This is a genomic window from Mangrovimonas futianensis (assembly GCF_021245805.1).
In the GTDB taxonomy this organism is placed as follows: Bacteria; Bacteroidota; Bacteroidia; order Flavobacteriales; family Flavobacteriaceae; genus Mangrovimonas; species Mangrovimonas futianensis.
In genome coordinates, this window is sequence record NZ_JAJJNF010000009.1 from 47,563 (window position 1) to 67,382 (window position 19,820).

Sequence of the window (19,820 nt, forward strand, 5' to 3'; positions counted from 1 at the left end):
ATTTAATTAATATTTGATGATACAAAGGTCTGTCAAAGGCTGATGCAGGTCTAAATCCTAATGACGCCTTATATGACAAGTTTGAAGAAACCATGAAAATTATGATGCAGAAGTATCAATTATGACGCATTTGAATTCGTAAACAGTTTTCTTTCTGCCTCAAAATCAAATAGCAATTGAATAAAATTATCTAATTTCGTTGCAGGACTAAACAACATGTCAAGTACATCATTTCAAGGAACATTTATTGAACAGGCAGAAGCCCTAATTTTAGAGCATATTTCCAACGAACAATTTGGCGTTTCAGAATTGGCCGATCTCATGTATATGAGTCGATCTAATTTGTTGCGAAAAATCAAAAAGGAAACGCAACTTTCTGCCAGTCAATTCATTCGTCAAATCCGACTTCAAAAGGCTATGGAGATGCTTAAGGAAACGGACCTGACCGTTTCTGAAGTGTCTTATCATGTTGGTTTTGGCAATAACTCCTATTTTATCAAATGTTTTAGAGACCAATATGGCTTTTCACCCGGAGAGCTTAAAAAGGGTTCTATTGATATTAAAAAGAGTGGTAATCAGGTTGAAGTTGAAGAGATTGAGCCGAAAGAATACCATGAAACAACCAAGGTTCCTGTTTCAAGAAAAATAAAGGTTGGAGGATTGGTGCTTTTAGTAACCGTTTTGGTAGTTGTCCTTTCTATATTATTTATCAAAAATAAAACGGAAGTCACTCCAGATGAAACAGATTTGAACATTCAAAAGTCCATTGCGGTTCTCCCTTTTAAAAATATGAGTAGTGATTCTACTAATTTTTATTTTGTGAATGGATTGATGGAATCTACCTTGAGTAACTTGCAGAAGATAGAAGATCTTAGGGTGGTTAGTAGAACTTCGGTTGAAAAGTATAGAAATACAAACAAAACCATTTCGGAAATTGCTGAAGAACTTCATGTGAATTATGTGGTAGAGGGCAGCGGACAACGTCAGGGAGATGAAGTATTGCTGCACATCCAGCTTATTGAAGCAGCAAAGGATGCTCCGGTTTGGACCGAACAATATAACCACAAGGTAGTTGATGTTTTTACACTGCAGAATGATGTAGCAAAGAAAATAGCAGATGCCATAAAAGCTACGGTAACCCCAGCTGAATTGGCTCAAATAGATAAGATTCCCACTAAAAATATGGAAGCCTATGACTATTATCTTCAGGCTTTGGGACCCTATCAAGAAGAAACCAAGGAAGGTCTGGAGGCAGCCATACCGTTATTTAAAAAGGCTGTTGAGAAAGACCCACAATTTGCTTTGGCTTATTCCAAATTGGCTATTTCTTACTATTATTTGGATATTTTTCAAGTTGAGAAGCATTACACTGATGAGATTAATAATTATGCAGATAAAGCCTTACTCTATGATTCTAAGTCTGCAGAAAGTTTAATAGCTAAAGCTTTATATTATATCCATAATAAAGAGTTTCGATTAGCGGTACCACATCTAGAAAAGGCTTTGGAATATAATCCCAATTCATCTCCAGTGGTTCAATTGTTGGGTGATTTATATTCCCGTAGCATTCCAAATACTGAAAAATATCTAAAGTATGCTCTAAAAGGAATACAGTTGGATATCGCAGCGAATGATTCAGTGGCAAAGAGCTATATTTATCTGCATTTGAGTAATGCGTTGATTCAAACAGGTTTTAGGGATGAGGCTGAAAAATATATTGAGTTGTCCTTAGAAGAGAATCCTCAGAATTTATATGCTCCTTATTTAAAAGTATTTATCGAATACGCCAAAGACCAAAACTTAGAAAAGGCAACTCATGCCTTGATTCATGAATGGAAAAAGGATACCAGTCGGTTGGACATCATGCAAGAGGTAGCTAAGTTTTATTACTTCGGGGAGAATTATGATAGCGCCTATTATTACTATGATAAATTCATTCATCAAAAAACAATAAGAAGTCTAGATATTTATCCGCAGGAAAATCTAAAGATTAGTCAAGTCTATGAGCAGTTAGGCTACAAAGAACAAGCCGATGCCTTTTATGAATCCTATGTATCCTATTGTGAAAATGACCAGTCCATCTATCAGCCGGCCAGTTTGGCTATGAGATACATTCATGATGGAGAAATGGAATTAGCTATAGACGAGCTCAATAAGTTTGCCGCTAAGAACCATTTTCAATATTGGATTTTGTTATTTTTGGAAAAGGACCCTTTAATGAAAAACCTTCAATATCATCCAGAATATGAAGCTGTGATAAAGAAGATTGAAAAGCGGTTTTGGGAAAACCACGAGCAATTAAAACAATCTTTAAAGGCTCAAAATCTTATTTAGAGATATCCATATCAAAACATCTTTTAAAACGACTTCTTTCTTAGTAGCCATACAGCAAAAGACATTTCACCAATAATACTTGGTATGGCTACCAACATTAGAAAAATGTGACTGTAGGAATCATAATTGGCTAGTAAAAAATGGGCCGATGTATCTATTATATACATGATTCCAGCAATGATTAGCAACCAAGCAATGAATTTTGGTTTTTTAAGGATTCGCGATAATAGAATAAGGTGGATTCCAAAAAAGAAAAGTCCAATAAGCCAAATGGTGTTGAAGGTGGATACTTGAAATAGGATGTCGGCTTCATTATTTGATTTTAAGCTCAATACCAACGCGTAAATGGCTACGCCCATTACTGCGGCATGCATCATTCTAAATAAGGTGCTCAAACCTGGAAAGGACATGATTTTTGTATAGCTCATAAAGCGCCCAAGCTACAACCACGTCAAATACTACTGTTATTATAAATGCCATGATTCCAAATCGAACCATCAAATCATTTTCTTGTACGGCCACCAATGGGTCCTTGGAAATGGATTCTAACACAAAAAAATTAGCAAAAATGGCTGCGAAAAATATAATAAAATAGCTGATGCCGGCAATAACAGAAAGTTTTCTCATAGTTGGTTAGAGTTTACTTGATAATCTTGTTGTTAATGAATTTTGATCAAGATACTATTTTTAAATAACACGATATCAAGGTCTTATTTTACTGTTAGGATAGATCGTAATTTGATATCAAGACTTGATGAGCCAATCATGATCCTGAAATCGCCTGGTTCTACTACCCATTTTAAGTTTTTGTCCAGCATCGATAAAAGATCCGGAGTAATTTCAAAAGAAACCTCCTTGGTTTCTCCTTTTTTTAAGTGAATACGTTGAAAGCCCTTTAGTTCCATAATTGGTCTGGCTACAGAAGCATATTCGTCTTTTATATAAAGCTGAACGACTTCATCACCATCATAAGGACCTGTATTGGTCACCTTTAATTTAACAAGGCAGTTTTCAGACGAAGTAATAGCGTCTTTGTCAAATTGGAGATCGCTATATTCAAATTGTGTATAGCTCAAACCAAATCCGAAGGGGTAGAATGGTTTTCCTGTAAGATTCAAATAATCATCTCCCCGTCCCGTTGGTTTGTGGTTGTAATATAAGGGGAGTTGTGATTCATGAATAGGAAATGTGATTGGAAGCCTTCCAGCTGGATTATAGTTTCCAAAAAGAGTTTCGGCGATGGCGTTCCCACCTTCATCTCCGGGATACCACACATCCAAAATGGCATCAACTTCATGTTGCCAATTTTCCATGGTGATAGCGCTGCCACCAACTAAAATAACTATTGTAGGTTTACCGGTAGCTGCTACTTGTTTAATAAGTTCTTCTTGGTGGCCTGGTAAAGATAAAAAGGCGCGATCACGAAACTCACCTTCTTCTATACCCACACAAACTAAGGCAATATCCGATTTTTTAGCTTGGGCTACTGCTTTGGAAATTCCATCTTCCCAATCATTATCTATTCCTGCATTCCAAATCATTTTAAACCAGACGTTCCCAGTGGAGGAGAAAAATTCAACTTTAAGATCATAGTTTTCACCTTTTTCAAAATGGTAAGGTGTTGTTATTTGCTGTACTGTTTGCTTTTTCCAGTTGTCAATAACCAATTCATCATTGATATATAAACGATAGCCGTCATCTCCCTTGAAACCAATCTCTATTGGTCCCGACTGTGGAGCAATTAAATTGCCTTTCCAACGAGCAGAATAATAGTCTGGGTTTATTTTTTGTTGATCAGGAGAAAAAAGCGTCCATCTAAAATCAATATTATCGTCAGTTCTAGAGAGGGCAGGAGTGCCCTCTAGAGTAATGTTATTGAAATACTCCGCTTCTAAACCAGATGCTTGCTTTCCATTTTTGACATGGGATAAATTTTCTTTTGGAATGGCTACAAACGACTCTGAAATTCTTTCGACTCCTTTGGAATAATTAATAGTCATATTTTGACTTGCTACATGTTGTATTCCTTCTAAAATACTTACAGGTTTATTTCCTGGTCCAGAATAACCGCCTAAACGAGCTTCCTTAGCTTCGGGACCGATGACAGCAATGGACTTAATATCTTTACTGAGAGGAATTGCTTGAGATTCATTTTTAAGTAAAACGATGGATTCTTGAGCTGCTAATTTAGCTAAATCTCTATGTTGCGAGAAGGCACTATCTTTTTTCAAAGGTTCTATATCCACATAGGGATTTTCAAATAGACCAAGTTTGAATTTAGCCTTTAGAACCCGTTTTACAGCCTTATCGATAGATGATTCATCGATCATACCTTTTTCAAAGGCTTCAAAGAATAACGGATAATGGTCATAGGAGGTTTGAAAAATCACGTCCAATCCACCTTCAATGGCTTGTTTAGTGGATTCAGCGTAGTCTTTAGATGTGAAATGTAGCACATTGGCTCCACCCGTAGCCCCAGCATCTGAAATGACAAATCCATCAAAACCCCATTCTGTTTTTAATTTTTCTTGAAGTAGCCAATTGTTTGATGTGGCTGGCGAACCATCTACAGAGTTGTATGCTGTCATAATGGAACTAGCACCTGCCTCTTGAATACTGGCCTTAAAAGCGGGTAAGTAAATTTCCTCTAAAAGCCTTTGGTTATAATGAATGGGGTAGGAGTCCCTACCGCCATCGCCTACGTTAGCAATAAAGTGTTTTGGTGTGGCAATAACCCCTCTTTTTTCAAAAGCTGAAATGTATGATACGGCCATTTTGGAGGTTAGAAAGGCGTCTTCACCATAAGTTTCTTCCACACGACCCCAGCGAACATCTCTAGCTATATTAATTACAGGAGATAAATTTTGGCGAATCCCCCTAGACAGCACTTCCGTCGCTATGGTAGCTGCAACAGTATCCATTAATTGGGTGTTGAAGGAGGCAGCAAGTCCTATGGCTTGCGGAAATGCTGTGGCTTCTTTTCTTATTAAACCGTGTAACGCTTCATCAAAAGGAATGATGGGGATGCCTAGTCGTGTTTCTTCAACAAAGTACTTTTGAATATCGTTTATCAGTTTAGCGGTATTTAGGGCGGACCCGCCTTCAGAATAATTTAAAAGTTGCTCAGATTCATTGGAAGTAGTGCTTTTTGTGGCCACTTGGAAACCAAAAATGCCGTGTTTGTATTTTTCCTTTCCATCTGACAAATCTCCAGGGATCATAAAAAGTTGCCAGAATTTTTCCTCCAAAGTCATTCTGGATAGCAAATCATCTACTCGCTCTTCAATAGGCGCATTGGGGTTTTTATAAACCAATGTTTGGTTATCCTTTTGACATGTTAAAAGTCCAAGACAAACGGTTCCTAAGGCAATTAATTTAAAGAGGAAATGTTTCTGGTTCATTATGCTATTTATTTGGTTCCCGATTGATAGACCTCAATATTTGAAAGGGCTATGGTGTTGTTTGATTTTAAGATGCGTAATCTGATTTTAGAAGCTTCAGTCGGTTCTACTTTAGCAATTCTTTTATAGCCAATGGTTGTGCCTTTGAAAATGGTTTGCCAGGTACCATCTTTTTCAATTTGAATATCAAATTCTTCAATACGTTGACCAAATTGAATCGGTTCTTGCACCTGGATCATATCAAACCGAGTTTTCTGTGGTAGTTTAATAGTTAATTCAGCACTCTGAATACTATCGTCAGTGGCCCAATAATTTGTTTTGTTTGAGTCTATAAGATGGTTTGGCTCAAATTTTTCATGGTGAAGCCGATAATTTGATGCTGAAATGGAGGCATTCTGAGCTAAATTGGTCTCAAAAGTGGTATCCAGTAAATGCTTCCAGGACTTAAGGGTTTGAATGTCATTTTCATGGAATAATCCTCTTTGGTCTGGAGGGATGTTTAAGAGGAGGATGGCATTTCGCCCTACCGATTTATAATAGATTTCCATAAGCTCCTCAGGAGACTTAATTGATTGGTCTTCCTCTGGATGGTAAAACCACCCGGGTCTTATGGAAACATCACATTGCCCAACGATCCATTGATTTCCTTCAGGATCTCCAGTGTTTAAATAAGAAGTGTCTGAATGCCCTACAACTAGTTTGTCTGTAGATATGGTAGACCAAAATGGGTCACCAGCAAATCCCTGTTCGTTTCCAATCCAATGAACATCAGGACCCATATCAGAAAATATTTTTATTTGGGGTTGAAGAGTTTTTGCCAAAGAGAAAATCTCCTTCCAAGGATAATATGATTGGCTATCTATTTTTCTCATCTCATTAGCACCCCCATAATAACCATCTCCACCATTGGCTCCATCAAACCAAATCTCATTGATTTCTCCATAATCGGATAGAAGTTCTTCCAATTGCTTTTTGTAATAGTCGATATACTCTGACTTTCCATAGGATGCATGATTTCTATCCCAAGGAGATAAATATAAGCCAGCTTTCATTCCATGTTTTTTACAGGCTTCGACAAACTCCTTTACAATATCGCCTTTCCCATCTTTATACGGACTGTTTTTGATGCTGTGTTCTGTAAACTTACTAGGCCAAAGGCAAAAGCCATCATGGTGTTTTGCTGTCAATATTAATTCTTTTATTCCAGCTTCCTTGGCAGTCAATACCCATTGTTCGGCATCCAACTGAGTTGGATTAAAAATAGTTGGCTTTTCATCTCCATAGCCCCATTCCTTGCCTGTAAAAGTATTGGTAGTAAAATGAACAAAGCCAATGACCTCCATTTTTTGATAATCCATTTGAAGTTGGGTAGGAACCACTTGATTAGGGGTGATGTCCTCAGGGGATTTTTCACTGTTATGGCAACTTATTAGTAAAATGCCAAGAAAGAAAGATGTAATATAGGGTACAGAAATATATAGGGATTTAGAAATTTTCATGATTAGTCATTGAGGGTTTTGACACCTTTTACCGTCTTGGGTTCAAGTTGGTGTAAATCGAAAATTAGAATCTCATTTGCTCCTTGTTTTAGGAATGGTTCTGGGCAATAAAGGGTAAATTGAGGTCCCACGTTCCAGTATCTACCCAAATTGTGACCATTGACCCAAATGATACCTTTTTGGTAATTTGATAGGTCTAAATAAGTGTCGGCAGGTTGATCTAAATGGAATTGCCCTTTAAAGAAAAGCCCTGGTTTTGATGTGTTAGCAGTCTTTTTTAAATTGGTAAGATACGGTGTATCCATAGGTAAACAATAGACTTCCCAATTCATCAATGTTCGGCCATCTAAAGAAACCCTTTCTGTAATTCCTTTTCGGTCAATTAGCTTTTCACCAAAATTGATACGCCCCATTCCTTCAACCAAAATTTCCAATACTGGATTTTGATTTTCCACTTGTGGAATGGTAATGGTCTTTTCTCCTTTTGATCGATCAATAGTACCAATAAGGGTTCCATCCACAAATACTGTGGCATAATCATGTAGGTCTGTTATCATTAACTCCCCATGTTTTCGTCCCACCAAAGTTGTTTTATAGATAGCAAATCCATAATAATGATTGTAGGCTTCAAAGGGTTTGGGTTGAACAGAAATATTAGGATCGGGTAGTTCATTCCAAATTGAAGAGTAAGCTTCCATCTTTATTTCTGGCACCGTCATGCTTTCAATCTCTTTGGGAATAGGAGAAATGCTTGTGGAATCCTTTTTATAAGATGCAATCAAATCTCTTAAGGCGTGGTATTTAAGAGTTGGTTGTCCTTGTTCGTTAATGGGCGCATCATAATCGTAGCTAGTAACATCTGGTTCATATCCTGTACCTCCCGAATTGGCGCCAGCCGTAAAACCAAAATTAGTGCCGCCGTGAAGTACGTAGAAGTTAAACGACAGATTATTATCCATTAAATATTTGACTTCATTGAGCAAATAAGTGGTATCGCGTTTAATCCAGCTTTCTTTCCAATGGGTTAACCAACCCGGATAAGTTTCAGAACTGAAGACTGGAACATCTGGATTCATATCATACGCCAAATTAAAATTGTGTTCATTAGCACCGGGATCAAGCCCAACTGCCACACCAGGTAAAGTACCGGCTTCCAAAGCAAAGTCGGCTGGTCCATCTGAGGTATAATATGGCACATCGATACCTTGGCTATCCCACAGGTTTTTAATAGTTTTTAAGTAGGCTCTGTCGTTGCCATAACTCCCATATTCATTTTCTATTTGAAGCATGATGATAGGTCCTCCATTAATAACCAGATGAGGTTTAGCGATTTGAGATATGGTTTTAATATATCTTTCTACAGCTTCCATATACCTAGAGTCACTACATCGCAATTTGATATCTGGGATACTCAATAGGTAAGGGGGAATACCACCCAAATCCCATTCACCGCAAACATAAGGACCTGGTCTAAAAAGCATGTAAAGTCCTTCTTCTTTAACAATCTGAATGAACGCTTCTAGGTCACGGTTTTCTGATGTGAAATCAAAAACACCCTTTTCTACTTCGTGATAGTTCCAAAATACATAGGAGGCAATGGTATTACATCCCATCGCTTTGGCCATCTGTATGCGATGACGCCAATATTTTTTTGGCACTCGGGCATAATGAATTTCTCCAGAAATGATTTGAAAAGGACTTCCGTTGAGAAGAAATTCCTTTTGGCCTAAGGCAAAGGTTGCACCCCGGTCTGGCTGCTCCACAGTTTCTATTTCCTTTTTTTGGTTTGGTGTCGTATGGCATCCAACTAAGAAAAGGCAAAGGGTTACTAATGAAACGGACTTAAGTATCTTTTGAAAAATCATAATTCCTAACGAGAAAGTTATTGTTTTAGTTGTGAAACCTTAATAGTCCAAACAAATTCACTAGGTGGTTTATTTTGTAGGCTTTTTGGGATTAATACTTTAAATCCCGAACCCAATTTCTCCCATTCAAGAGGTTTTTTACTTCCTAAAAGTGTGACCGTAGCTCCCTCGATGGGCTCGTGCGAATTGATGGTAATGGATGAAGGCATTTGGGTTTCACCCTCGTTCGTCATATAGAAGAAATAGGTAGTACCATTCTTCTGCTGTGTCATACAAATATTGTTTTCTTTATAAGGAGCCAACGCATGACTGTTGTAAATGGCTTCACTGTTTATGGCCATCCAATCCTTATAGTCGTTAAGTAATCGGTAGGCACCTTCCTGCCATTCTCCTTCTGGGGAAGGCGCTATGTTGAGCAACAGATTTCCTCCTTTTGCCACAATATCCACTAACATTTGTACCCCTTCATGGCCACTCATGTATTTGGCATCTGGTGTGTAGGACCAGCCTCCTCCTGAAATGATACAGGATTCCCAAGGGTAGGGAAGTTCCTTTTCTGGTACTCTATTTTCTGGAGTCAAATAATTTTGATTTTTTCCATAAACCGCTCGATCTACCACAATCAAACCAGGTTGCTTTTCACGAGCTTTTTTTACCAATTCATCCATTCTAATATCTTGGGAAACAACGCGATGTTTGATGAACCCGTTTTTAGCTTCGTTTTCTGAAAACTTTTCTTCATAGTTTTCATCAATATTTTGATGGTCTCTTTTTTTGACCCAACCGCCATCAAGCCAAATAATGTCCACATCTCCATAGTCGGTAAGTAATTCCATCAATTGATTATGGGTGAATTGCACAAAATCTTCCCACTTTTCAGGGTAAAGTGTTGGATCATAATTCACGTTTCGGTCTTGAGGTGGCCAATATGGTGACCAGTAGTTTTCATGATGCCAATCTGGCTTTGAAAAATAAGCACCTACCCATAGGTTTTTATCTCGAAAGGCTTCAAAGACTTCTTTGGTAATATTTGCTTTGGGGTTGGTGCTAAAGGCACAAGCTGAGTCTGTTACTTTATAATCGGTGTATTTAGAATCAAACATCGAGAAACCATCGTGGTGTTTGGTAGTAAATACCATATAGCGCATCCCTGCTTCTTGGGCAGCATGAGCCCATTTCTCTGGATCAAATTTTACGGGATTGAATGTTGTTTTTAGGCCTTCATATTCTTTTTTGTATTCGTAATAATTATCCGGATGTTGCCCTTTTTTTCGTTCACACCAACCGTAATCTTCAGGACAAATAGACCACGATTCAACAACTCCCCACTGACTGTAGGGTCCCCAATGCATTAGTAGGCCAAACTTAAGGTCCTGCCATTGATCCAGTTTTTTTAATACCAAGGAATCGGTTTCTGGAACATAACGTTCATCTTCTAAAATAGCTTGGGCTTGAATGATTGATAAATTGAATAAAAAAAGACTCAGGAAAAGTAGTACTCTCATCGGTTAGTTTGGTAATTATAGTGTTTTTAGCAGATGGCTAAAGATACTATTTTTAAGGAAATCCTCCGATTGAGCTTGAAGGATATTTCTTAATGTCACGAATTGATTAATGGCGATATATCTTGTTTTATTCCTTGCTGAATGAACTTTCTGCTAATTGGAATCTAACAAGGCGATAATCCTTAGTGGACCACCGCTGCCACCTTTTATTTTCATAGGCAATGCAATAATTTCAAAATCCCTATTAGGTAAATCTTTAAGGTTAGTAAGGTTTTCAAAGGCAGGAATATTGGCTGATAGTAATGTCACATGACTATCAAAAGTTGTGGACTGACCGTAATCGATACTGGCAGTATCAAGTCCGATAGCCTTGATATGTCGTTCAGTTACCAACCATGTTGCTGCTTCAGGTGATAATCCCGGAAAGTGAAGTTGTTTGACGGCATCTTCCCCACGTTGGTCGGTCCCTAAATATTTCTTTTTGTCAGGATAATAGCTTTCATAACCGGTATAGATGACTATTATGCTTCCATCTGGAATTTGCATATTTTCCTGAGCTTCCCAGGATTTAAAATCGTCAATGGAAACGAGATAATCAGGGTTGTTAAAGGCTTGATCTGAAACATCAATTTTGATGGCAGGTCCCATCAAGTTTTCCAAGGGGATTTGGTCAACGGTTTGTTTTCCCTTTGCAAAATGAATGGGAGCATCTATATGGGTGCCGCCGTGTTCTGCTGTTGTAAAATTATTCGCTGTGTAATAATATCCGTTATCGGTTTGACCAGCAAAGACGGTATCGAGTTCAAATTCTTTTGCGGTAACCCAATAAATGGTTTCTCGCGAAAAGTCATGGGTGAGATCCACAATTTTTTTGGCTGTTTTGGTATCAAGAGTCTTGAGTTCTGATTTGGTGGAATGATCTTTACAACTTATTAGAATGAAAAAGGTTAGAAAGTATAGGAAAATCAATCTAGGTGCTAACATGAGTATATAAGAATTTAATAAACAGAGTTTTAAAGTTAGTTTAAATTTGGTTCTGTTTTCTAGTAATTCCTATTTCTCTTACCCTTCAAAAGATGTTTTAACAGCAACCCCTATAAAAAAAGCACAGAAATTAAGTTCTGTGCTTTTTTTCATCTAGAAGTTTTCTATCTATTAACTTTTATTTCTCGTCATAATAAAACCAATCAAAAACTGCTTGATTTTTAGAGTCTTTCCCATTGCTGGTAGCATACATTCCTATTCCAGGACCATTAAACATGGCGTTGCCCTGAAGATCTGCAATGACTATCAAGTTTTGTTTGTCTCCGATAGGTTTTAAAGCATCTAAGCTTTCGCCATAACTAAATTGAATGTCCAATCCATGTCCTTCAACATGAAAATAAACGTCTTTGTTTTTATAAGGAACTCTAGCTATTTCTGTTTGTTCGCCTTTAAAAGCTTTAATCAAAACTAAAGAGTTTTTATCCTTTAACAGATTAAAATGGTTTTCATTGGTTCGGTATATAGTTAGGCCTGCTTGTTCATTGTTTTTTGATGTTTTAAATGACATTTTGGTGCTAGCCTCAAAATTATGATGTTCGATACGTTGTACGACTGTGGCGGAATGTACCAAACTGTCCATGACCTCTTGTTGTAAGTTTAAATGAAGGGCTCCTTGGTTTACTTGATAAAAAGGCTTTTTTGGGGTACGTATGGTACACCATTTTAAATCCAGTTTATCACCATTGAATTCGTCTTTAGCTGGTTTCTTTTCAAATGGAGTCCAAGGTAAATCTGGACGAGTTTGAGTCATTAGTACTTTACCCTCTCCCGGATTAAAAACGGGAGTTTGGTCGTCAAATTCTACTTTAGCCAAAAACGTTTCTCTTGCGAGTGTTGTTAAGCGATTAATGCGTCGTTTTCCCAACATAACACACCACCAATCTCCATTTTGGGTTTGTACCAAATCGCCATGTCCTATGGCATGAACGGGATAATCCAAACCAAATTGACGGTGGCTTAATACGGGGTTAATATAATCTGTGGTGTAAGGCCCAAATACCGAGTCACTATGGTGTACTGTAAGGGCATGGTAAACACCCGTGCCTCCTTCTGAAATCATCAATAAATATTTACCGTTTATTTTATATAAATGCGGTCCTTCCGAATAAGAGGCATTGTTGGCATGTCCATAAGTAGCATTATGACGCTCACCAACCAATTTCTTTTGTTGCAAGTCCAAAACTTGATTGTAAATAACACCTTGGTCTTTCCATTCTGGGTTTTCAGCACCTACAACCCCCGTGTAGTAACAAGTGCCATCGTCATCCCACATAATAGAAGGGTCAATACCATCGGCTTCTGGTAACCAATTGGGGTCAGACCAAGGACCTGCAGGATTCTTTGCCGTTAAATAGAAGTTCATCCCACAGCCTACGCAGGTATTAATAATGTAAAAGGTCCCTTCATGATATCTAATGGTGGGGGCAAACAACCCGAGCATATCGGGTAAGCCATCAAAATCCATTTGGTCTGGTCGGTCAATGGCATGACCTATAAGTTCCCAATTAACCAAATCTTTACTGTGATAAATGGGGAGTCCCGGAAACCATACAAACGTAGAATTAACCAAATAATAATCATCTCCAACTCGGCAAATGGAGGGATCTGGATGGTATCCCGGTAAAATGGGGTTTTCAAAAGTTGTTGGTGCGTTTTGAGCTGGTAAAGAAACCCAGGTCATTAAAACCATCATGATCAGGGCAATTTGTTTTGATTTTAGCATGATCTAATTGTCTTCTTTATATCAGATAATATTGAGGATAAGCACATTAAAAAGCATGATTTTTATGTGCTTAAAAGGTGATGTTAAAGATACTAAAATAGTGTGTAAAAATTCGGACATATCTCCTTGAATCATGTCATATGGTATGGACTGAAAATGATCGTATCAGAGCATTTAATAAATGGAATTGTTGGAGATGAACCTATTAATTCTTCATAACTTTGCCGTCTTAAAATTTATGATGTAGATGGAAATTGCGAATTATACTCTCAAGGAATATTTTGATCAAAAAAAATCACCCTGTCTTTCTTTTAATGTTTATAGTTTAAATGATGATATCAAAAAGGATGAGCAATTACATAGAAGTGATTATTTTCAAGTCATTCTTGTGCAAGAAGGGGAAGTAAATCAACATATAGAGCACCAAAGTTTACAATTATTAAATAATCAGATTTCGGTGGTGTTTCCACATCAAATTAATGCGTTTGAACTGACTAAAAATGCCAAAGGGATTGTCGTACAATTTGATGAGGTTTTGTTCTGCTCAGATTTGTTAAAGAATGAGCTTATTTCCTATAATAACGATTTGATGAATAAGTTAAATCATGTTATTTTGGATGCAGGTGAGTTTTCAAAAATTAACAACTATGCCATCCAAATTCTCGAGTTGTTTCAAAATTTATCACCCATAAAAAAAGAGCAGATTCGGTTTTATATAAAGATTATGCTGCTTGAAATTATTGAGGCTGCTCATCAAAATTACCAAGGTTTTCAAGCACCTGATCAACTTGATGTTTTTGCACGATTTAAAACCTTAATTGAAGCGAATTTTAAATCAAAACGAACGGTGGCTTATTACAAAGATGAATTGCAAATCACCTCAAAAAAACTCAATGAAATTTGTAAAAGTAAAACAGGCAATACGGCATTAAATATTATTCACGAACGCATTCTTACCGAAATAAAACGTTTGCTCCTGTTCTCTGGAAAAAACCATAAAGAAATTGCCTTTGAATTGGGTTTCGATTCGCCATCTGCCTTAAATAAGTTTGTTTATGCCAAACTTAAAGAGACTCCAAGTGAGTTAAAAGAATCCTTGTCTCAAATTTATAAGTATTAGGATCATTTTTATAATCTAAAGCCTTCCTTGCTTATCTAATTTTGCCTCATCAAAAAAATATAAAAGATGAGTAAATTATTTATTGCTAGTGAAGTTTTTCATGGTGTTGGTACCTTGGAAGAATTGAAAAATATTAAGGGGCAGAAAGCAGTTCTTGTGACTGGTGGAAGTTCAATGAAAAAAAGTGGTGCTTTAGATAAGGCTGTTTCATACTTAAATGAAGCGGGTATAGAAACAAAAGTTTTTGAAGGTGTAGAGGAAGATCCATCATCTGCTACATGTTTAAAAGGAGCTGAAGTCATGAATGCCTTCCAACCAGATTGGATTGTTGGTATTGGTGGATGTTCAGCCATTGATGCCGCAAAAATGATGTGGGTGTTTTATGAGTATCCAGATGCAGATTTTGATGCTATGACAAAACCATTTTCAGTTCCAACTCTAAGAACGAAAGCAAAATTTGTAGCTATTCCTTCTACAAGTGGAACTGGAACTGAAACGACTGGTTTGGCTGTAATAACAGATCGTGAAAAAGGAGTTAAATATCCAATCGTATCTTACGAATTAACACCAGATATCGCTATTGTTGACGGTGAAATATGTTCAACCATGCCTGCTCACGTAACATCGAACACTGGTTTAGATGCCTTAACACACTGTGTTGAAGCTTACGTTTCAAACATTGATGATAACTATGCTGATGCGTTATCAAAAGGAGGTTTAGAGATTGTATTTAATAATTTAAAAGAAGCTGTAACCAATCCTGATAACTTGAAGGCACGTCAAAACATGCACGATGCATCGTTTATGGGAGGTTTGGCATTTAACAATGCTTGGTTAGGTATTGTTCACTCATTGTCTCACCAAGTAGGAGCACTTTATGGAATTCCTCACGGCGCATCAAATGCTATTTTCTTGCCAAACGTGATTCGTTTTAACTCAAAAGCTTCTAATCGTTTCCCAGATTTAGCTAAAATTATAGGGAAGGAAACTGCTGAAGATTTAGCGGTGGCTGTAGAAACTTTAAGAGCTGATGTAAACAACCAAGCAACCATTAAAGAATTTGGAATCTCTCAAGAAGACTGGGATAAAAACTTAGATTACATTGCTAACAATGCATTCTTAGATCCTTGTACAGGTTTCAATCCAAGAAAACCAACAGTTGAAGAGTTGAAAGATATTTACAATGCATGTTATAACGGTGAAATTGTTAATTTCTAAGTGTTAATAGGCTTTTAGTTAGTAAAAAAACCAGTTCATTTTGAACTGGTTTTTTTTTAAATGTAGTTGTAAAAGATTAACATTATTTATAATAAATGGATTTTTTAAGTTCTTAAATATTGAGTTAATTTACAATCGTGTTCAAAACATTAAGACAAAATAAATCAACAAGATGGTTATGGGGTTTTATGGCCCTGTATTTGTTGAATATAAGTGTTGATCCATCCGATATCCAACCTCATTGGATTCCAGAAGACTTATCATTTAATGATCAAGAAAGCATTGTTGAGATTGTAATTGAAAAAGTATTGGGGTTTGAAAATGCATTCGAAGAATATGATGACAATGATACCGAAGAACACAGCAATGGCAAACAAGTTAAAATTAATTTGTTAATACCTTACGCCCATTCAAACTACCTTGAAAATGTTCAGTTTATTGATCAAAATCAACATTTTGGTTTTCGAAATGCCTTTTTGCCATTGGGGTATTTTGAAATAGACACACCGCCTCCTAAAGTTTAATTTGTTTTTAGAATGTATTAGATCCATACCTGTTTTTAGGGTATCGGAGCATTGTATCATTATTTCAACAAATTAATCATGTATTTAAAAAAAATATTTGTGCTGGTCGTTGTATTGGCAAAACTAAGCAGTGCTATAGCGCAACAAACAAAAACCGAATTAGATAGTATTTACATTCAACAAACTGAGGTGGATGAGCAACCTGTAAAGGTATTCCATGCCGAACCTCTTTATATCGACCTCATTCGAGATTTAGGTGCTAGAAAGGGCGAAAGGGAATGGAACTTGGGATTGGGAATGACCGATAATTTAACCTTTGATTCTTATGAGGCTCTAATTGAATATGAGTGGGCACCCATTGATCGGCTTGGGTTGGAAGTGGAATTTCCTTTTACGTTTTATACACATGTGGATGGAACTCAAAATGTAACTATTCCATCAAACCGCTTAAACAGTATCAAGATTGCGACTCAATGGTCATTTTTTGTAAATGAGCGTATGGCTACTTCCATGGCTATAGGATATATCAACGAATTTGAATTGTCAGATTTTAGAAGTTTTGGCTCTCCTTTAATAACCGGAAATGTTTACAATCCATTTTTGGTTGTGGCTAAACGTTGGGGCACTCATTTTCACTCGTTAGTTTATACCGGTCCCATGGTTTCTCAGCATTTTGAAACCAATGATTTTCACACCACTTATGATGTGAATACCAGTTTCCATTATATGATTTCTGGAACGAGGAATTTTATTGGGGTCGAATTTAATAAGACCTTTGATGGAGCTGATTTTGATATGACCATCCGTCCGCAAATGCGGGTAGGGGTGGCCGAAAACCTACTGGTAGGTATTGTTGGCGGAATTCCTATAAATAGAGAAGAAGAGCGTTTAAGCTCCTTTATCAGGCTTATTTGGGAGCCAAAGGAAAAGGGTTAGGATACCTATTTAAATAATAAGGAAGTTGTTTCCGATGAAACGGAGGCAACTTCTTTGTTTTTATAGCCATTGTGTTTATTGCTTTGCGCTTATTCTATAGGTGCATCGTTGTCCGCCAGATACCATATGTTCCATACGCTCTACAATAAATTCATCACCCAATAACTGTTGGAAATTTTTTAATTCACTTTTACAAAAACCTTGGCATTCAGTGGCTGCTGCACAAATAGGGCAGTGGTTTTCTATTAAATAGTAGGCGTCATTTTCCTTTTTCCATTCGGCTAAATAGCCTTCTTTAGAACGTATTTGACTCAATTGTTCCAATCGACATTCAATCGAGTTGCTATGTTCTAAAGCTTTTTGGTAGTGGCTGTATATTTTTGATTCACGGTCATTAATAAGCAATTCCAAGGCATTATTTCCTAATAGTTTTTTTACAGATTGTAACAATTCTACAGTAACCTGAGCATGGGAATCAGGAAATTCAGAAGCACTTTCTTTACTTAAGGAATAATAAGTGACTGGTCGACCCACACCTTCTTTTCTCGAATTGGTTTCTACCAGCTTCTTATCAATAAGTTTTACTAAATGCAAGCGAGCTCCTTCTTTAGTAATTCCCAACTCTGAGGCTAGGGAATTTAGAGATACTTCTCCTTGCATTTTGAGAATCAATAATATTTTGTCTGTTGCTGTTTTCTTCATTTTACAATAAAATCATTGTTTTATTTGTCCTACAAAGGTATTGAATTATAATTTAATGGTCTTTGTGAATATTTTAACTCAAATAAAACAAGTAAAAACTTGTTTTATTGTTTATGTCTCTTTAATTTTGTACCAGTATTAACCTTAAAATTTAAAAATATGAGTTTTGTATTGCCAGAGTTGCCATATGCCTATGATGCATTGGATAACTATTTTGATAAAGAAACAATGACTATTCATCACCAACGCCACCACCAAGGCTATGTAAATAATTTAAATCAAGCCGTTAAAGATGGCGGATTGGAAGGTGAAACTTTAGAAGACCTTTTACGTAATGTAAGTAAATACAGTACGGCTGTAAGAAATAATGGAGGCGGTCACTTTAACCACTCTTTGTTTTGGAGTATTTTATCACCATCTCCTAAAACCGCTCCCGAAGGTCCTTTAGCAGATGAAATTAATAAGTTTTTTGGAGGCTTAGATGGCTTGAAAGAACAGTTAACTCAAGCAGGGTTAAAACAATTTGGTTCTGGTTGGGCTTGGTTATATGTAAAGCATAACGGTACGCTTGCTGTTTCAGGAACGGCAAATCAAGATAACCCTTTAATGGATACCAATCTAACTGATCAAGGTTTCCCAATTCTAGGAGTAGATGTTTGGGAACATGCGTATTATTTAAAATACCAAAATAAGAGAGCTGATTATTTGGATGCTTTCTGGTCTGTTTTGGATTGGTCGGCTGTTGAGAAGAAATATGAAGAGGTGCTTGCCGCATTTTAATAACTAAAATACATTGTAAAAGGGCAAGGTGCGTAAAGTTAACCTTGCCTTTTTTTTATCATGTCTCAAGAAATTTTCATCAATAAAATCAACAGCAACGATATGGTTACGGTCGATTTGCTTGACTTTAAACCAAAGGAAAAAAGCTTGCTTTTCGATATTAAAGAGGGGTTGTTTATGGAATTGCTTCTCAAAGAAAAGGAGTTTCGAACCTTTTTATCTGAAATTAATTGGGAAATCTTTAGAGATAAATATGTAGCTATTGGTTGCACAAGTGATGCTATTGTTCCTATGTGGGCTTATATGGTTATAGCCGATAAATTAAGCGAGGTGGCTTCAGGTTTTGATTATTCTACCCCAGAGCAATTGGATATCGATCTTTGGAGGACTAATATTTTGTCTACGGATTTTAATCATCTATCCCATCAAAAAGTTGTTGTCAGACAAAGTCAACATGTGCCACCAGAGTTATACATTGCCATTACAAGTAAATTAAAACCATTGGTGAGAACTTTAATGTATGGAGAAGCTGGATTGCCGAAAGTGATTTTAAAAAATAAAAAATTAGAATGAAAGTATTAATATTTAACGGCGCTTTAGAACGTAGAGAAAATGCGACATCCGAGCGGTTAACACGTTACTTATATGAACAACTTCAAAAACAAGGGGTTGTGGTCACCGTCTTTAAAATGGCAGATTCTGGGATTCCTCTTTTTGATGTTTCCTTACAGAACACGCCTAAATCAGTAGAACTCATGAATCATATTTTTCGTGATGCAGATGTTCACATTTGGATAACGCCTCTTTATCATGGAAGTATGACAGGAGTCATGAAGAATTGTTTGGATTGGTTGCAATACAGTGCCAATATGCCAAAACCATATTTGACGGGGAAGTTGGTAGGGTTGATGTGTTGGGCTGATGGGGTTCAGGCTATGCAGGGAATTAACGCGATGGATTCAGTGGCTAAGGCCTTACGCGCCTGGACGGCACCTTTGAGTATTCCCATCCAGAGAAATGAATTGTTTAATGAGGAAGGGGAAATTAGCGATAAATATGGCAAACGAGTAAATATGCTGATTGACCTGCTTCTGCAATCTTCTTTTAAGAGAGTATAGGTTAATGTTATAGAAAATAGGTTTTTAACTTAAATTATCTGGACAATCTGT

General features: G+C 36.9%; 17 protein-coding genes. 8 read left to right on the forward strand and 9 right to left on the reverse strand.

Going from position 1 to position 19,820, the window contains the following annotated elements:
• Positions 1-216: 216 nt before the first annotated feature.
• Positions 217-2,334: a helix-turn-helix domain-containing protein gene (locus LOK78_RS14365; RefSeq protein WP_232635375.1), complete on the forward strand. Its 2,118-nt coding sequence runs from the start codon at positions 217-219 to the stop codon at positions 2,332-2,334.
• 23 nt (positions 2,335-2,357) lie between these two features.
• Here the strand turns inward: LOK78_RS14365 and LOK78_RS14370 are convergent, their stop codons facing one another.
• The 8 genes from LOK78_RS14370 to LOK78_RS14405 all read right to left on the reverse strand — a co-directional run bounded on the left by LOK78_RS14370 (position 2,358) and on the right by LOK78_RS14405 (position 13,371).
• Positions 2,358-2,744, reverse strand: a complete 387-nt coding sequence (locus LOK78_RS14370) for a DUF4386 domain-containing protein (RefSeq protein ID WP_232635376.1) — start codon at positions 2,742-2,744, stop codon at positions 2,358-2,360.
• On the reverse strand, positions 2,713-2,961 hold the full coding sequence (locus LOK78_RS14375) for a DUF4386 family protein (RefSeq protein ID WP_232635377.1): 249 nt from the start codon (positions 2,959-2,961) through the stop codon (positions 2,713-2,715). The genes LOK78_RS14370 and LOK78_RS14375 overlap by 32 nt, the downstream gene beginning before the upstream one ends.
• A gap of 83 nt (positions 2,962-3,044) precedes the next feature.
• Entirely contained in the window at positions 3,045-5,735 is a 2,691-nt protein-coding gene (locus LOK78_RS14380; RefSeq protein ID WP_232635378.1) for a glycoside hydrolase family 3 protein, read from the reverse strand.
• An 8-nt stretch (positions 5,736-5,743) separates the two neighbouring features.
• Positions 5,744-7,234: an alpha-L-fucosidase gene (locus LOK78_RS14385; protein ID WP_232635379.1), complete on the reverse strand. Its 1,491-nt coding sequence runs from the start codon at positions 7,232-7,234 to the stop codon at positions 5,744-5,746.
• A 2-nt stretch (positions 7,235-7,236) separates the two neighbouring features.
• On the reverse strand, positions 7,237-9,099 hold the full coding sequence (locus LOK78_RS14390; protein ID WP_232635380.1) for a glycoside hydrolase family 35 protein: 1,863 nt from the start codon (positions 9,097-9,099) through the stop codon (positions 7,237-7,239).
• Positions 9,100-9,116: 17 nt separating this feature from the next.
• Positions 9,117-10,604 carry an alpha-L-fucosidase gene (locus tag LOK78_RS14395; RefSeq protein WP_232635381.1) on the reverse strand — a complete coding sequence of 496 codons (1,488 nt, stop codon included), beginning with the start codon at positions 10,602-10,604 and terminating at the stop codon, positions 9,117-9,119.
• Positions 10,605-10,757: 153 nt separating this feature from the next.
• Positions 10,758-11,588, reverse strand: a complete 831-nt coding sequence (locus LOK78_RS14400; protein ID WP_232635382.1) for a cyclase family protein — start codon at positions 11,586-11,588, stop codon at positions 10,758-10,760.
• A 178-nt stretch (positions 11,589-11,766) separates the two neighbouring features.
• Positions 11,767-13,371: a glycoside hydrolase family 43 protein gene (locus LOK78_RS14405; protein WP_232635383.1), complete on the reverse strand. Its 1,605-nt coding sequence runs from the start codon at positions 13,369-13,371 to the stop codon at positions 11,767-11,769.
• A gap of 247 nt (positions 13,372-13,618) precedes the next feature.
• Between LOK78_RS14405 and LOK78_RS14410 the strand changes: the two genes are divergently transcribed.
• The 4 genes from LOK78_RS14410 (at position 13,619) to LOK78_RS14425 (ending at position 17,169) form a co-directional block, all read left to right on the forward strand.
• Complete coding sequence (locus LOK78_RS14410) at positions 13,619-14,491, forward strand: helix-turn-helix domain-containing protein (RefSeq protein ID WP_232635384.1); 873 nt, start codon at positions 13,619-13,621, stop codon at positions 14,489-14,491.
• Positions 14,492-14,557: 66 nt separating this feature from the next.
• Entirely contained in the window at positions 14,558-15,709 is a 1,152-nt protein-coding gene (locus tag LOK78_RS14415; protein ID WP_232635385.1) for an iron-containing alcohol dehydrogenase, read from the forward strand.
• Positions 15,710-15,846: 137 nt separating this feature from the next.
• The gene (locus LOK78_RS14420; RefSeq protein WP_232635386.1) at positions 15,847-16,233 is read left to right on the forward strand and encodes a hypothetical protein; all 387 of its coding nucleotides are present in this window, start codon (positions 15,847-15,849) and stop codon (positions 16,231-16,233) included.
• A 78-nt stretch (positions 16,234-16,311) separates the two neighbouring features.
• Positions 16,312-17,169, forward strand: coding sequence for an HAEPLYID family protein (locus LOK78_RS14425; protein WP_232635387.1), 858 nt, complete (start codon positions 16,312-16,314; stop codon positions 17,167-17,169).
• Between the two features lie 75 nt (positions 17,170-17,244).
• Here LOK78_RS14425 and LOK78_RS14430 read toward each other — a convergent pair whose 3' ends face one another.
• Positions 17,245-17,871 (reverse strand): helix-turn-helix transcriptional regulator, encoded by a 627-nt coding sequence (locus tag LOK78_RS14430; protein WP_232635388.1) that lies wholly within the window; start codon positions 17,869-17,871, stop codon positions 17,245-17,247.
• A 159-nt stretch (positions 17,872-18,030) separates the two neighbouring features.
• Between LOK78_RS14430 and LOK78_RS14435 the strand changes: the two genes are divergently transcribed.
• Genes LOK78_RS14435 through LOK78_RS14445 form a run of 3 tightly spaced genes read left to right on the forward strand, consistent with a single transcriptional unit; the run spans position 18,031 to position 19,769 of the window.
• Positions 18,031-18,651: a superoxide dismutase gene (locus LOK78_RS14435; protein ID WP_232395045.1), complete on the forward strand. Its 621-nt coding sequence runs from the start codon at positions 18,031-18,033 to the stop codon at positions 18,649-18,651.
• Between the two features lie 60 nt (positions 18,652-18,711).
• Positions 18,712-19,224, forward strand: a complete 513-nt coding sequence (locus tag LOK78_RS14440; protein ID WP_232635389.1) for a DUF2480 family protein — start codon at positions 18,712-18,714, stop codon at positions 19,222-19,224.
• A complete protein-coding gene (locus LOK78_RS14445; protein ID WP_232635390.1) occupies positions 19,221-19,769 on the forward strand; it encodes an NADPH-dependent FMN reductase in 549 nt (182 codons plus the stop codon). The genes LOK78_RS14440 and LOK78_RS14445 overlap by 4 nt, the downstream gene beginning before the upstream one ends.
• Positions 19,770-19,820: the final 51 nt, after the last annotated feature.

Bases quoted from the DNA above. Each gene is read 5' to 3' on its own strand.
- LOK78_RS14395 (WP_232635381.1), bottom strand. From the start codon at position 10,604: ATGAGAGTACTACTTTTCCTGAGTCTTTTTTTATTCAATTTATCAATC.
- LOK78_RS14380 (WP_232635378.1), bottom strand. From the start codon at position 5,735: ATGAACCAGAAACATTTCCTCTTTAAATTAATTGCCTTAGGAACCGTT.
- LOK78_RS14425 (WP_232635387.1), top strand. From the start codon at position 16,312: ATGTATTTAAAAAAAATATTTGTGCTGGTCGTTGTATTGGCAAAACTA.
- LOK78_RS14410 (WP_232635384.1), top strand. From the start codon at position 13,619: ATGGAAATTGCGAATTATACTCTCAAGGAATATTTTGATCAAAAAAAA.
- LOK78_RS14375 (WP_232635377.1), bottom strand. From the start codon at position 2,961: ATGAGAAAACTTTCTGTTATTGCCGGCATCAGCTATTTTATTATATTT.
- LOK78_RS14435 (WP_232395045.1), top strand. From the start codon at position 18,031: ATGAGTTTTGTATTGCCAGAGTTGCCATATGCCTATGATGCATTGGAT.
- LOK78_RS14385 (WP_232635379.1), bottom strand. From the start codon at position 7,234: ATGAAAATTTCTAAATCCCTATATATTTCTGTACCCTATATTACATCT.
- LOK78_RS14365 (WP_232635375.1), top strand. From the start codon at position 217: ATGTCAAGTACATCATTTCAAGGAACATTTATTGAACAGGCAGAAGCC.
- LOK78_RS14370 (WP_232635376.1), bottom strand. From the start codon at position 2,744: ATGTCCTTTCCAGGTTTGAGCACCTTATTTAGAATGATGCATGCCGCA.
- LOK78_RS14400 (WP_232635382.1), bottom strand. From the start codon at position 11,588: ATGTTAGCACCTAGATTGATTTTCCTATACTTTCTAACCTTTTTCATT.
- LOK78_RS14445 (WP_232635390.1), top strand. From the start codon at position 19,221: ATGAAAGTATTAATATTTAACGGCGCTTTAGAACGTAGAGAAAATGCG.
- LOK78_RS14430 (WP_232635388.1), bottom strand. From the start codon at position 17,871: ATGAAGAAAACAGCAACAGACAAAATATTATTGATTCTCAAAATGCAA.
- LOK78_RS14415 (WP_232635385.1), top strand. From the start codon at position 14,558: ATGAGTAAATTATTTATTGCTAGTGAAGTTTTTCATGGTGTTGGTACC.
- LOK78_RS14405 (WP_232635383.1), bottom strand. From the start codon at position 13,371: ATGCTAAAATCAAAACAAATTGCCCTGATCATGATGGTTTTAATGACC.
- LOK78_RS14440 (WP_232635389.1), top strand. From the start codon at position 18,712: ATGTCTCAAGAAATTTTCATCAATAAAATCAACAGCAACGATATGGTT.
- LOK78_RS14390 (WP_232635380.1), bottom strand. From the start codon at position 9,099: ATGATTTTTCAAAAGATACTTAAGTCCGTTTCATTAGTAACCCTTTGC.